The organism is Nostocoides japonicum T1-X7 (assembly GCF_001046855.1).
GTDB classification, from domain to species: domain Bacteria; phylum Actinomycetota; class Actinomycetes; order Actinomycetales; family Dermatophilaceae; genus Nostocoides; species Nostocoides japonicum.
In genome coordinates this window covers 2,691,078-2,704,239 of the sequence record NZ_HF570958.1, presented here as the reverse complement: position 1 = coordinate 2,704,239, position 13,162 = coordinate 2,691,078, and the positions used below count along the sequence as shown (strand labels likewise).

12 protein-coding genes are annotated in these 13,162 nt (G+C 72.8%); 8 read left to right on the top strand and 4 right to left on the bottom strand.

From position 1 onward, the window contains the following. The first annotated feature begins 226 nt into the window (after positions 1-226). From BN12_RS26140 to BN12_RS12080, 4 genes are all read left to right on the top strand, one after another. Positions 227-1,339, top strand: a complete 1,113-nt coding sequence (locus BN12_RS26140; protein ID WP_048552790.1) for a flavin monoamine oxidase family protein — start codon at positions 227-229, stop codon at positions 1,337-1,339. Further along, complete coding sequence (locus BN12_RS12090; protein ID WP_053080022.1) at positions 1,336-2,181, top strand: VOC family protein; 846 nt, start codon at positions 1,336-1,338, stop codon at positions 2,179-2,181. Before BN12_RS26140 ends, BN12_RS12090 begins: the two co-directional genes overlap by 4 nt. 187 nt (positions 2,182-2,368) lie before the next feature. After that, positions 2,369-3,304, top strand: a complete 936-nt coding sequence (locus BN12_RS12085) for an ABC transporter ATP-binding protein (protein WP_048556339.1) — start codon at positions 2,369-2,371, stop codon at positions 3,302-3,304. Beyond that, positions 3,301-4,086 carry an ABC transporter permease gene (locus BN12_RS12080; RefSeq protein ID WP_200901204.1) on the top strand — a complete coding sequence of 262 codons (786 nt, stop codon included), beginning with the start codon at positions 3,301-3,303 and terminating at the stop codon, positions 4,084-4,086. The genes BN12_RS12085 and BN12_RS12080 overlap by 4 nt, the downstream gene beginning before the upstream one ends. Positions 4,087-4,132: 46 nt before the next feature. On the opposite strand, the gene BN12_RS12075 is transcribed toward BN12_RS12080, so the two are convergent. From BN12_RS12075 to BN12_RS12065, 3 genes are all read right to left on the bottom strand, one after another. Continuing rightward, a complete protein-coding gene (locus BN12_RS12075) occupies positions 4,133-4,822 on the bottom strand; it encodes a GntR family transcriptional regulator (protein ID WP_048552789.1) in 690 nt (229 codons plus the stop codon). Beyond that, positions 4,822-5,559 carry a haloacid dehalogenase type II gene (locus BN12_RS12070; RefSeq protein ID WP_048552787.1) on the bottom strand — a complete coding sequence of 246 codons (738 nt, stop codon included), beginning with the start codon at positions 5,557-5,559 and terminating at the stop codon, positions 4,822-4,824. The genes BN12_RS12075 and BN12_RS12070 overlap by 1 nt, the downstream gene beginning before the upstream one ends. Positions 5,560-5,761: 202 nt before the next feature. After that, the gene (locus BN12_RS12065) at positions 5,762-6,925 is read right to left on the bottom strand and encodes a D-alanyl-D-alanine carboxypeptidase family protein (protein ID WP_157635468.1); all 1,164 of its coding nucleotides are present in this window, start codon (positions 6,923-6,925) and stop codon (positions 5,762-5,764) included. A gap of 88 nt (positions 6,926-7,013) precedes the next feature. Between BN12_RS12065 and BN12_RS12060 the strand changes: the two genes are divergently transcribed. From BN12_RS12060 to BN12_RS12045, 4 genes are all read left to right on the top strand, one after another. Next, entirely contained in the window at positions 7,014-7,709 is a 696-nt protein-coding gene (locus BN12_RS12060; protein ID WP_048552782.1) for a response regulator transcription factor, read from the top strand. After that, positions 7,702-8,832: a sensor histidine kinase gene (locus BN12_RS12055; protein WP_048552781.1), complete on the top strand. Its 1,131-nt coding sequence runs from the start codon at positions 7,702-7,704 to the stop codon at positions 8,830-8,832. Before BN12_RS12060 ends, BN12_RS12055 begins: the two co-directional genes overlap by 8 nt. A 189-nt stretch (positions 8,833-9,021) precedes the next feature. After that, positions 9,022-10,521 carry an aldehyde dehydrogenase family protein gene (locus BN12_RS12050; RefSeq protein ID WP_235432387.1) on the top strand — a complete coding sequence of 500 codons (1,500 nt, stop codon included), beginning with the start codon at positions 9,022-9,024 and terminating at the stop codon, positions 10,519-10,521. Positions 10,522-10,591: 70 nt separating this feature from the next. Next, positions 10,592-11,785, top strand: coding sequence for a CaiB/BaiF CoA transferase family protein (locus tag BN12_RS12045; protein WP_048552780.1), 1,194 nt, complete (start codon positions 10,592-10,594; stop codon positions 11,783-11,785). A gap of 12 nt (positions 11,786-11,797) precedes the next feature. On the opposite strand, the gene BN12_RS12040 is transcribed toward BN12_RS12045, so the two are convergent. Further along, positions 11,798-13,162 (bottom strand): MFS transporter (locus BN12_RS12040; RefSeq protein ID WP_200901203.1); only part of this gene is annotated, 1,365 nt, incomplete at its 5' end.

Here is a 13,162-nt window from a genome sequence, read left to right as displayed (position 1 = left end):
TTCGGGTGGGGTCTGGATACCTCGACCCCGAGCGGCGACCGGCCGGCCGAGGTATGCGGTGACGTTCCGGTGGGGTCTGGATACCTCGACTCACGGACGACGTCCGGCGGGTCATCGGGAGTGTGCGCACCGACCGGATTCAGCACCGTACCCGTCCGAGCCGTACCCACGCGAGCCGCTGCACGCCCATGTGCCAGGCTGGCGGGATGGACGCAGGGGACGACCGTTGACGGACACCCGAGTCGCCGTCGTCGGGGCGGGGTTGGCCGGCCTCAACGTCGCGCGCCTGCTGCACCAGGCGGGTGTGGAGGTCGAGGTGTACGAGGCGAGGGACCGGATCGGCGGCCGCGTGCTGACGGTCGACGCCGCGGGCGCGGCAACCGAGGACGGCTTCGACCTCGGACCCTCGTGGTTCTGGCCGCACCTGCAGCCCGGGATCGGTGAGCTCGTCGACGAGCTGGGGGTGGCGAGCTTCGCCCAGAGCACCGACGGCGACGTGATCTTCGAGCGGATGTCGCGCGAGCCGGCACAGCGGTATCCGGGTCAGCGGCAACCGCATTCGACGATGCGGGTGGCCGGCGGGACGGCGAGTCTCATCCGCGGGGTGGCCCGGACCCTGCCGGCCGAGCGCATCCACCTCGCCGCCCGCGTCACGAGCCTGGAGCTCCACGGCGGCGAGGTGCAGCTCACCGTCCTCGGCGCCGACGGCCGGCGACAGGTCGTGCGGGCCGAGCAGGTCGTGGCGGCGGTGCCGCCGCGCCTGCTGGAGGCGACGGTCGAGCTCACCCCGCAGCTGCCGGAGAAGACGGTCGCCCAGTGGCGCGGGACCCCGACGTGGATGGCGCCGCACGCGAAGTTCTTCGCGATCTACGACGAGCCGTTCTGGCTGGCGGACGGGTACTCGGGGACGGCGCAGAGCATGGTCGGGCCGATGCTCGAGATCCACGACGCGACAACCCGGTCGGGACGGGCGGCGCTGTTCGGGTTCCTCGGCGTCGGGGCGGTCGAACGCCGGCATCTCGACGAGCAGGCGCTGACCGAGGCGTGCGTGGCCCAGTTCGCGCGCCTCTTCGGCGAGCGGGCGGGTCGGCCCGTCGCCACCCTCTACCGGGACTGGGCCGCCGACCCCTTGACGGCGACCCCCGACGACCTCGTCTCGAGCGGTCACGCGAGCGCCGCGCCGGCCTGGGTCCACGGCCCGTGGAGCGCGCGGCTCACGCTCGCGGGGAGCGAGACCAGTCCCGCGGAGGCGGGCTACCTCGCCGGCGCCGTCATCGCCTCCCGGGCCGCCGCCGAGACGATGCGGCAACGTCTCGGCGACGGAGCGAGCCTCCGATGAGCGGCCCACAACGCCGGATCGACCACCTCGTCCTCGCCGTCCACGACCTCGACGCGGCCGCCGACCGCTACGAGCAGCTCGGGTTCCAGGTCGGTGCCCGCAACCGGCACCCGTGGGGGACCGAGAACCGCCTCGTGCAGTTCGGGTCGTCCTTCCTCGAGCTCATCACCGTGGCCGACGAGGAGCTCATCCCGCCGCATGCCCCCGGCTTCTTCAGCTTCGGCGCCTTCGTCAGGGACTACCTGAGGCGCCGTGAGGGCCTCGCGATGTTCGTCCTCGACAGCGTGGACGCCCACGCCGACGCGACCACGTTCGCCGAGGCCGGGATCGGCGACTTCCGGCCCTTCTCCTTCGAGCGCGAGGGCCGCCAGCCCGACGGCACGCCGACCCATGTCGGCTTCTCGCTCGCGTACGCCATCGACGACCGGGTGCCCGCCGCGGCCTTCTTCGTCTGCCAGCAGCACCATCCGGACGCCTTCTGGAACCCCCTGCTCCAGCGACACCCCAACGGCGCCGTCGACGTCACCGCCGTCACCCTCGAGCTCGCCGACCCGCCCAGCCACGCGGCATTCCTCGAGACGTTCACCGGATCGCCGCTCACGACCGACGGACGCGAGATCAAGCTCGCGGGATCCGGCCGACTTGTGGTGGAAACCGCAGGTGGTACACCGGGTTTCGTCGCCTACACCGTCGGGGTATGCGACCTCGACCGCGTCGCGCAACGGCTCTCCTCCGCGCACCTCGCCGTCGACGAGGCCGCAGGCCGCATCGGCATCCCGGCGGACGAAGGCTTCGGGGTGCGCATCGAGTTCGAGGCGACGACCGATCGCGCGACGGTGTGACGTTCCCACGGGGTACGGGATACCTCGACTCCGAGGAGGCGACGGCCGGTCGAGGTATGCGGGGACGCTCGGGAGGGCTCGGCATACCTCGACTCCGAGGAGGTGAGGGCCGGTCGAGGTATGCGGGGACGCTCGGGACGGGTCGGCATACCTCCAATCCCCAGGGATGCGGCGCAGAATGCGGACCATGGCGGTGATCGAGGTCGACAGCCTCCGCAAGGTGTATGCCGATCGCGCCGTCGTCGATGGCGTCACCTTCTCGGTGGAGCAGGGCGAGATCTTCGGGGTGCTCGGCCCCAACGGCGCGGGCAAGACGACGATGGTCGAATGCGTCGGCGGGCTGCGGGAGCGTGACGGCGGCACCATCCTCGTCGCCGGGATGGACCCGGCCGACGAGGGGGTCGCCTTCCGCAGCAGCCTCGGCATCCAGCTCCAGGAGTCGCGCCTGCCGGACAAGATGCGGGTGGAGGAGGCGCTCGCGCTCTACGGCAGCTTCTACCCCCGGCCGCGGGACCCCGGCGAGCTGCTGGAGCGGCTCGGTCTCCGCGAGCAGCGCCGGACCTTCTTCGCCAAGCTGTCGGGCGGCCAGAAGCAGCGGCTCTCGGTCGCCCTGGCGCTCGTCGGCAACCCGCAGGTGGCGATTCTCGACGAGCTGACGACCGGCCTCGATCCCGTCGCCCGTCGCGAGGTGTGGGACCTTCTGGAGGAGCTGCGCGGCACCGGGGTGACCCTGCTCCTCGTCTCGCACTTCATGGAGGAGGCCGAGCGGCTCTGCGACCGCGTCATCGTCATCGACCGCGGCCGGATCGTCGCGGCCGACACTCCCGAGGGCCTCGCCGCCAACGTGCAGGCCGACCAGCGAATGAGCTTCGTGCCGTCGGAGCCGTTCGAGATCGCGACGCTGGAGGCCCTGCCGGACGTCCACGCGGTCGCCGTGTCGGGCGACCGGATCGTCGTCACCGGCACGGACAACGTCGCGAGCGCCGTCATCATCGCGCTCCACGAGCGGGGCATCTCCGTGGGCCGGCTGCGGGTCGACCAGCCGAGCCTCGACGACGCCTTCGTGGCGCTCACCCGTGACGACGTCACGTCGCCTCCGGCGGACGGGCCGGTCATCCGATGAGGCAGCCCACGCTCGAGGCCACCGGACGTCGGGGACCCGTCAACTGGCGGGCCGACCGCGCCATGCTCGTCAACGAGGCCCGGCTGCTGGCGCGCAACCCCGGCGTCGTCGCCTGGACGGTGGTCCTCCCGATCGGCGCGTCCATCGTCCTCAGCGCGTTCCCCGCGATGCGCGCTCCGGCGAAGGGCCTGGGCGGCCTCAGCGTCTTCGAGGCATACCAGCCGATCCTCATCTTCTTCACGATGACCCTGCTCGCGCTCCAGGCGCTCCCGGACGTCCTCACGCGCTACCGCGAGATGGGCGTGCTCAAACGGCTCCGGACGACCCCGGTCTCACCGGCGCTGCTGCTGCTCGCGCAGCTCACGCTCATCCTCTCGATCGCCCTCGTCTGCATGGTCGTCATGGTGGTCGTCCCGGGGCTCGTCGGCGCGGGCTGGCCCCGCAACCTCGCCGGCTTCCTCCTCGCATACGTCCTCGGCGCGTGGGCGCTGCTCGGACTCGGGCTCGTCATCGCCAGCTCGTTCCACAACGCCAAGGTCGCCGCGGGGCTCGGGTCGTTCCTCTTCTTCGTCCTGCAGTTCCTCGCCGGGCTCTGGCTGCCCCGACCCACGATGCCCTCGTGGCTGCGGCACATCTCCGACCTCACCCCGAGCGGAGCCGCCGTCCAGAGCCTCACCGACGCCACCTCCGGGCACTGGCCGAGCACGCTCCACCTCGTCGTCCTCGTCGTGTGGGGCGCCGTCACGACGCGGGTGGCGATCCGCCTCTTCCGGTGGGAGTAGGCACGAAGGCGCCGACAGGTCGAGGGCCCATCCGAGGGTGCCGATGTCAGGAAGTGCTGCCGAGGTCGCCGCGGCGGGCGATGACCTCGCGGACGAGCTCTTGGTTCTCCTCGACGAGGGCGGTCGCGGCCGCGGCAGCGGTCCCGGGGTCGCGGGTGAGGAAGGCCTCGACGAGGGCGCGATGCTCGGCGCGGACGGCGGCGGGGTCCTCGTACTCGCGCCGGTCGAGGCTGAGCAGCATGAGGAAGTAGCGCAGCTCGAGCACGAGGCCCGCATAGAACCGGTCGAGCCGGGTGCTGCCGAGGGTGGCGACGATGGCCTGGTGGAGGGCGAGGTCCTCGTCGACGATGGTGCGCGGGTCGCCGGAGGCGAGGGCGTGCTCGAAGTCGGCGTGCGCCAGTTCCAGCCCGGTGAGGTCGGTCGATGCGTGGAGGCAGGTGGCGGCGAGGCGTTCGAGGTAGAGCCGGGCCTTGAAGACCTCGACGATGTCCTCGTCGGTGGGATCCCAGACGACGAGCCCCCGGTTGAAGCTGTACCGGACGAGACCGGAGCCCTGGAGGAGCCGCAGCGCCTCGCGCACCGTGTTGCGGGATAGGCCGAGTGTCCGGGCGATGCCGGCCTCGCTGATCCGCTCGCCCGGGCGCAACGTCCCCTCGACAATGAGGTTCTCCAGGCCCTCGGCCACCTGCTCGGCGGTGCTCCGACCGACCAGCTCGATCCCGGCGACCCCCGACATCAGGAGTCTGCGGCAGCGCCGGCGCGTGCCTCCTTGGCCGCGCGGGCGAAGGAGATCATGTCGGGGAACTCCAGGTCGTAGGAGTACTCGGCACTGGGCTCGGGGGTGGCGCCCCAGCCGGGACGGTCGTGGCGTCGGTTGATCCACACCGACGGCAGGCCGTGGCGCCGGGCCGGGACATGGTCGTGGAACAGGCTCTGCGCGACGTGGAGCAGGCGACCCCTCGGAATGTCCAGGTCCTCCAGGGCGGCGTCGAGGGCCTCGAAGTGGTTGGGCGCCGGCTTGTATGCCCCGACATCCTCCGCGGTGATGATCCGGTCGAAGGCGACCCCCAGCCGAGCGTTGCTGCCGGCGAACCCGTCGCGGTGCACGTTCGACAGGATGATGAGCCGGTAGTCCTCGGCGAGCGACGCCAGCGCCTGCGTCGAGTCGGCGAACGCCGGCCACGCCCGCACCGAGCCGCCCAGCCGGGCCGCCCACTCGTCGCTGACCGTCGCCCCCAGGGCCGCGCCGGTCCGGCGGAACGCCTCGGCGAGGATGTCGGGGTAGAGCGCCGCGGGAGTGTCACGCTCCGCCTGGGCCTCGTGCTCCGCATACGCGAGGAGCAGCTCCTCGTCCGACAGCGCCAGCCCCGCCTCCTCGGCCCACGGGGCGAGGACGGCGGCGATGCCCGCCTCCCAGTCGATGAGCGTGCCGTAGCAGTCGAAGCTCAGGGCGTCGTAGTCGGCGAGGTTCATGGCAGGCGTCTCCTGGAGTCGGTGGCGTCCGACTGTAGAACAGCTCAACCGAGCGGCGAACCAGACCTCCCTCGACGGAACGGACCGACCGACGGACATCCAATGGCGTCGGAGGCGGGCGCCTCGGTGGACCGGCTGAGCACACCGGGCGCGGCGCGGCACGGGCATCGGGTGTCTGCCGGTCGCGTCGCGTCCACTCGGGTCACGCGTTGCCCGCGGGTCGCGCACGGGCTCGGCTGCGGTGGGGAGCGGCCGGGAGCGCGGCATTCGGGATGAGGCGGTCGGCGAGCTGCCGGGCGGCCTCGAGCCCCGCGGCGATGAGGTCGTGCCCCGGCTGTCCGAGGACGACGCCGACGAGCGTCACGGTGCCGGCGGCGGTATGCCGTTCGACCCGGAACATGAAGCAGCCGCCCGCCGCCGCGTCCGAGCCGGTCTTCATCCCGACGAACCCGCCGTGCCCGAGCAGGGTGTCGGTGTTCGTCACGACCCCGGCGACCGGCAGGGCATAGCTCCGGGTCGCCATGACGGCCGCCAGCGTCCCGTCTTTCGCGACGACCTGTGCGAGGCGCAGCTGGTCGAGGGCCGTCGAGACCGTGCCGGCGTCGTACCCGCTCGGGTCGGTGTAGGTCGTGTCCGTCATCCCCAGACCGCGCGCCGTCTCGTTCATCTCGGCGACGAACGCCGGCACGCTGCCGGCGACCTGACGGGCGACGAGCGCGGCGACATTGTTGGCCGACGGCAGGAGGATCGCCATGAGCGCGTCCCGCTCGGTGAGCACCTCGCCGGCGCGGAGGGCGACGATCGACTGCCCCTCGCGGCGCCGCGCCTCGGTGTCGACGACGTCAGCCTCGTCGACGACGAACCGGCGACCCTGGCCACCCGCGTCCAGCGGGTCGTGGCGCAGCACGAGGTAGGCGGTCATCACCTTGGCGAGGCTGGCGATCGGCACCGGCTCCTGGTGCGGGCTCACCGCCGGCGCACGGTCGCCGAGGACGTAGGCACCCTGACCGGTCCGTGGCCACCCGTCGGTCGACAGGTAGGCGACGTCCTTTTCGCTCGGCCGGTCGTCGCCGGCCCTCAGCGAGGTCGCCCTGAGGACGGCGAGGAGCAGCGCGGCGATGACGACGAGCACGGCGACGACGAGCACGGCGCCGGCCCGTCCCCCCTGGCTGCCCCGGCTCCCCCGGCTCCCCCGGCTGCCCCGGCCCTCCGCACGTGCCGAGTTGTTGTCGTCTCGAGGCTCGTTCGAGGACATCAACTCGGCACGTGCGAGGCCGTCCTCCGGGGCGAGCGCGCGGAGCCCGGGCCGGCGCCGGCGCCGGCGCCGGGCGACGGATGTGGGTCGTGCCGATTCACGGTGGGTCATGCCGCCAGCGAAGCGACGGCGATGTTGCGAGCCCGTACGAGGATTTCGAGACGCTCGCGATAACCCCCGGCTGGCAGCATACGAGGCTATGCGTGTCTTGGTCGTCGAGGACGAGCCCTACCTCGCGGACGCCATCCGCGACGGACTCCGTCTGGAGGCGATCGCCGCCGACACCGCGGGCGACGGGGACACCGCGCTCGAGCTGCTCGGCGTCAACGTCTACGACATCGTGGTCCTCGACCGCGACATCCCCGGGCCGTCCGGCGACGAGGTGGCGCGACACATCGTCGCCTCCGGCAGCGGCATGCCGATCCTCATGCTCACGGCCGCCGACCGGCTCGACGACCTGGCGAGCGGGTTCGGGCTCGGCGCCGACGACTACCTCACGAAGCCCTTCGCCCTCCAGGAGCTCGTGCTCCGCCTCCGGGCGCTGGACCGCCGGCGCGCCCACCACCGGCCCCCGGTGTGGGAGATCGCGGGGCTGCGCCTCGACCCGTTCCGCCGCGAGGTCCATCGCGACGGCCGCTACGTCGCGCTCACCCGCAAGCAGTTCGCCGTGCTCGAGGTCCTCGTCGGCGCCGAGGGCGGGGTCATCAGCGCCGAGGAGCTCCTCGAGCGGGCGTGGGACGGGAACGCCGACCCGTTCACGAACGCCGTGCGCATCACGGTGTCCGCCCTCCGCAAGCGGCTCGGCGAGCCGTGGATCATCGCGACGGTGCCCGGTGTCGGCTACCGCATCGACACGGGGCCGGACGCCGAGGGGACGGAGCACGCCGATGGATAGGCCGATCGGGCTGAGCGTCCGTCTCAAGCTCACCCTCAGTTACGCCGGGTTCCTCATGCTCGCCGGCGCCCTGCTGCTGGCCATCGTGTGGGTGTTCCTGCTGCGCTACGTCCCCGACCACGCCATCACGCTCCAGCGTCGCGACGTGCCCGGCGGCGCGATGAGAGCACCCACCCTCTTCATCCCCGGCCGGTCCGACCTCTGGCGCGCTTTCGCCCCGAAGGCGGGCGCGGCCCTCGTCCTCCTGCTCGTGGTCGGCCTCGTGGGCGGCTGGCTGCTGGCCGACCGGATGCTCGCCCCGCTGGCCCGCATCACGAAGGCGGCACGCCGGGCCGCGGCCGGGTCGCTCACCCACCGGATCGAGCTCGAGGGCCCCAAGGACGAGTTCCGCGAGCTGGCAGACACCTTCGACATCATGCTCGCGCGGCTCGAGGCGCACGAGGCCGAGCAGCAGCGGTTCGCCGCCAACGCCTCCCACGAGCTGCGTACCCCGCTCGCCATCACGCAGACCCTCCTCGACGTGGCCCGCAAGGACCCCAGCCGCGTGACCGGCGAGCTCATCGACCGTCTCCACGCCGTCAACGCCCGGGCGATCGACCTCACCGAGGCGCTGCTCCTGCTCAGCCGCGCGGACCGGCGATCCTTCACCCGGGACGACGTCGACCTGTCCCTCGTCGCGGAGGAGGCGGTGGAGACCCTCCTTCCCGTCGCCGAACGGCACGGCGTCACCGTCGAGACCTCCGGAGCCGCGGCCCCCACCGAAGGCTCGTCGGCGCTCCTGCTGCAGCTCGCGACGAACCTCGTCCACAACGCGATCGTCCACAACCAGCCCGAGCAGGGACTCGTCTGGGTCACGACGACCGTGGCCGCCGACGCCGCGGTGCTCACCGTCGAGAACACCGGGGAGCAGCTGGACCCCGCGGAGCTGCCCACCCTCACCGAGCCGTTCCAGCGCGGCACCCGACGCATCCATACCGCCGGGTCCGGCGTCGGCCTCGGCCTGGCGATCGTCAGGAGCATCACCGAGGCGCACGACGGGACCCTCACCCTCGCCGCCCGGCCCACCGGGGGGCTTCGGGTCACGGTCCGCCTGCCCTCCCGGCCGGTGCGGCCCGGCCGGTGAGGGTCGCCCGGGAGCGGCCGGCCACTGCTCCGCCCGTATGCCGGTCCGCCGCTCGCCGGGCCACCGTCCGCGGACCCTCGGCCGACCGATAGCATCTGGCTCCGCCATCGAACGACCCGGATCAGCGACGATCGCCGTGATGGCCGCCGCCAGCCACCGGGACCCGCACCCGACGAGCTAGGAGCGCACGTGCCGACACTGGCAACCTCACCCGACGCCGACGTCTCCGTGTGGCCGATGATCATCGACGGCCGCGACGCGTACGCCGCGGACGGAGCCCTCACCGAGATCACCTCCCCGTCGCGGCCCGGGCTCGTCCTCGCCACGGTGCCGCGGGGGCAGGAGCGCGACGTCGACCTGGCCGTCGAGGCGGCGCTCGCGGCGCAGCCCGGGTGGGCGGCGAGCCACTTCACCGTGCGCCAGAGGGCGCTGCTGGCGGCGGCGGACCTCATCGAGGAGAACGCCGAGGAGCTGGCCCGCCTCACCGCGCACGACACCGGCAACGCGCTGCGTCCGCAGGCCCGCCCGGAGGTCGCCTCCCTCGTCGCGCTCTTCCGGTACTTCGCCGGCCTCGCCGGCGAGTTCAAGGGGACCGTCCTGCCGGCCGGCGACGGCCAGCTGCAGTACACGCGGATCGAGCCGCTCGGCGTCGTCGGCGCCATCCTCCCGTGGAACTCTCCCCTCATGATCGCCGGGATGAAGCTGCCGGCCGCCCTCGCCGTCGGGAACGCCCTCGTCGTCAAGCCCGCCGACGAGGCACCCCTGACGATCCTGCGGCTCGGACAGCTGCTCAACACCGTCCTTCCTCCCGGCGTCCTCAACATCGTGACCGGCCCCGGCCCGACCGTGGGCGGCGCCATCGTCCGCCACCCGGGGATCCACAAGGTGTCCTTCACCGGCTCGACGGCCGTCGGCCGCGAGGTGGCCCGGGTCGCGGGGGAGCGCCTCGCCCACGTCTCCCTCGAGCTGGGCGGCAAGAGTCCCTCCATCGTCTTCCCGTCCGCGGCGACCCCCGAGCGGCTCACCGACACGGTCCGCGGGCTGCTCCTCGGTATGCGGTTCACCCGCCAGGGCCAGTCGTGCACCGCCGGGTCGCGCCTGCTCGTCCACCGGTCGGTCTACGAGTCGGTCCTCACCGAGCTGAAGACCCAGGCGGCCGAGCTCGTCGTCGGAGACCCGCTCGACGAGGCCACCGACATGGGCGCGATCATCAGCACCAAGCAGTTCCAGCGCATCGTCGACTACGTCCACTCGGCGAAGGACGACGGCGTCGACGTCGTCCTCGACGGCACAGGTCTCGTCGAGGACACCGAGACCGGCGGCCTCTTCCAGGGGCCGACGATCCTCGCTGGCGTCGACAACGCCTCCCGGATCGCCCAGGAGGAGGTGTTCGGTCCCGTGCTCGTCGCCATGCCGTTCGACTCCTTGGAGGAGGCGGTGGCGATCGCCAACGACTCGCCGTACGGGCTCGCGGCATACGTCTGGAGCCACGACCTCGACGAGGCACTCACCGCTGCCGCACGGATCGAGTCGGGTTGGGTGCAGGTCAACCAGGGCGGCGGGCAGGTCGTCGGGCAGTCCTACGGCGGCTACAAGGACTCCGGCGTCGGCCGCGAGTTCAGCCTCGAGGGGGCCATCGCGGCATTCAGCCAGATCAAGCAGGTCAACGTCCGCGTGGGCGTCGGCTGACACCGCCGACGGGCGGACCTCGACCGGGACGGACATCGGAGCGCGTGCTCCGGATGACGGAAGGAGCCTCATGGCCGGACTACTCGACGGGGTCGTCGTCGTCGACCTGACCCGTGCCCTCGCGGGGCCGCACGCCGGAATGACCCTCGGCGACCTCGGTGCTCGGGTCATCAAGGTCGAGCATCCTCAGGGCGGGGACGACAGCCGCGGCTGGGGACCGCCGTTCGTCGGCGAGCCCGGGGCGCAGGAGTCGACGTACTTCCTGTCCTGCAACCGCAACAAGGAGTCGGTGACCGCCGACCTGAAGTCGGCCGACGGGAAGGAGCTGCTCACCCGCCTCGTCGAGCGCGCCGACGTCCTCCTGGAGAACTTCCGTCCGGGCGTCCTCGCCCGGCTCGGCTTCCCCACCGAGCGCCTCCACGAGCTCAACCCTCGCCTCGTCGTCTGCTCGATGACCGGCTTCGGCCACGACGGCCCGGAGGGGTCTCGGGCCGGGTACGACCAGATCGCCCAGGGCGAGGCCGGTCTCATGAGCCTCACCGGACCGGACCCGGACGAGCCGACGAAGGTCGGGGTGCCCATCGGCGACATCCTCACCGGGATGAACGGCGTCATCGGGATCCTCGCCGCCCTCTACGAGCGCAGCCGGACCGGCCGCGGCCGCGTCGTCCGGACGAGCCTGCTGTCGAGCATCGTCGGCGTCCACGCCTTCCAGGGGGCACGCTGGACGGTCGCGGGCGAGGTGCCGACGGCCCTCGGCAACCATCACCCGTCGATCGCGCCGTACGGACTGTTCCATACCGCGGACTCGCCGGTTCAGATCGCCGTCGGGAACCAGGCCCTGTGGCGCGCCTTCGCCGGTCTCCTCGGGATCGCGCCGGACGACCCTCGGTTCGCGACGAACACCGAGCGGGTCACCCACCGGGACGAGCTCATCGGCGTCATCGAGGAGCGGTTGCGCCAGGACGCGTCGGAGGCCTGGCTGGCTCGCCTCGCCGAGACCGGCATCCCGGCGGGGAAGGTCCGCACGCTCGACGACGTCTACGGGTGGGAGCAGACTCGCAGCCAGGGGCTGCTCCTGGAGGTGGAGCACGAGACGGTCGGGCCCATCACCCTGCCGGGCTCTCCGCTGCGGTTCGACGACCAGGCCTACTCCGGCGACCGGGACCGGCACCTGCCACCCCCGCCGCTCGGCCGGCATACCGAGGACGTGCGCGCCTGGCTGGGCCTCGCGGACCCGGCCCCGGACCCGACCGCCAGCTGAGGCGTACTCGGCTCACGGCATACGGTCCCTCCCGACGGGGACCGCGACGACGATCTGGACGACGGCCAGGGCGGTGACGAGCAGGAGCGTGGCGCGCCAGCCGCCCGTGCGCTGCGCGAGGTACCCCGCCGTGACGGGACCGCCCGCCGCGAGGAGGTAGCCGACGGACTGCGCCATGCCGGACAGCCGCGCGGTGTCGTGGTGCGAGCGGCCCCGGATGCCGACGAGGGTCAGCGCGGTGACGAGGGCGGCCCCCTGTCCCAGGCCGGCGATGCAGACCCAGAGGACGACGAGAGCCGGTGCGAGAAGCAGCCCGACGACGGCGACGAGCGTCGGGAGACTCGCGACGACACAGCCGGTCACCTCGGTGGTGCCCCGTCGGAGGAGGATCGGGATGGTGAGGCCGCCGACGATCCCGATGCCCTGGTAGAGCAGGAGGTGGATGCCCGCCGTCCGGCTCGAGACGCCCATCGAGTCCTCGACGGTCGGCAGCCAGGTGACGAGGATGTAGAAGGAGGCCGCCTGCAGTCCCATGAAGGCCGTGACGAGCCACGCCGTCCCCTGCCGCCAGATGCTCGTCGCCGGCTCGGGGACCACCGAGGGGTATGCCGGTGGGCCGGCCGATTCGGGCCCCACCGCCTCTGGATCGGCCGGTCCTGGGTCCGGCGCCGGCTCGGGGTCCTCAGGCGGGTATGCCGATTCGCCTGCGACCGGTCCGGGGCCGACCGGTCCGGGGCCCACCAGATCGGCCCCCACCGACGCCGGGGGACCGACGAACGTCCGCGGCAGCCACGCCCCGGCGACGACGAGCGACGGGATGGCCCAGACGGCGAGCGAGACCCGCCAGTCGGTGGCCTCGGCGACGGGTACGGCGACGGCGGACGCGACGCCGGCGGCGATGACGAGACACGCGGAGTAGAGCCCGGTCGCTCCCGGCACGTGGCCCGCATAGTCGCGCCGGACGATGACGGGCACGAGGACGTTGCCGATGGCGATGGCGCCGCCGATGACCCACGTGCCGACCCAGAGCCCGAGCGGTCCCGACCACGAGCGGCCGACCGTCGCGACGGTGAGGACGAGGAGGGCGACGAGCACGGACCGATCGACGCCGAGGCGTCCCGACAGCCGGTGGACGAGCGGCGAGACGGCCGCGAACGCGAGGAGGGGGAGGGCCCCGAGGAGCCCCTGCATCGTCTCGCCGAGCCCCTCGGCGGCACCGATCCGGGGCAGGAGGGGGCCGACGGAGGTGAGCGCGGGCCGCAGGCACATCGCGACGAGGAACACCGTCGCCGCGACGAGCGGCCCGGCTCCGCTGCCGGCCCCGGCCCGGCCGGTTCTGGCCGCGGTCCGGGCCGTGCGGGCCGGACGAGCCCGCGT

Bases quoted from the DNA above. Each gene is read 5' to 3' on its own strand.
- BN12_RS12060 (WP_048552782.1), top strand. From the start codon at position 7,014: ATGCGTGTCTTGGTCGTCGAGGACGAGCCCTACCTCGCGGACGCCATC.
- BN12_RS12045 (WP_048552780.1), top strand. From the start codon at position 10,592: ATGGCCGGACTACTCGACGGGGTCGTCGTCGTCGACCTGACCCGTGCC.
- BN12_RS12055 (WP_048552781.1), top strand. From the start codon at position 7,702: ATGGATAGGCCGATCGGGCTGAGCGTCCGTCTCAAGCTCACCCTCAGT.
- BN12_RS12080 (WP_200901204.1), top strand. From the start codon at position 3,301: ATGAGGCAGCCCACGCTCGAGGCCACCGGACGTCGGGGACCCGTCAAC.
- BN12_RS12090 (WP_053080022.1), top strand. From the start codon at position 1,336: ATGAGCGGCCCACAACGCCGGATCGACCACCTCGTCCTCGCCGTCCAC.
- BN12_RS12070 (WP_048552787.1), bottom strand. From the start codon at position 5,559: ATGAACCTCGCCGACTACGACGCCCTGAGCTTCGACTGCTACGGCACG.
- BN12_RS12065 (WP_157635468.1), bottom strand. From the start codon at position 6,925: ATGACCCACCGTGAATCGGCACGACCCACATCCGTCGCCCGGCGCCGG.
- BN12_RS12075 (WP_048552789.1), bottom strand. From the start codon at position 4,822: ATGTCGGGGGTCGCCGGGATCGAGCTGGTCGGTCGGAGCACCGCCGAG.
- BN12_RS12085 (WP_048556339.1), top strand. From the start codon at position 2,369: ATGGCGGTGATCGAGGTCGACAGCCTCCGCAAGGTGTATGCCGATCGC.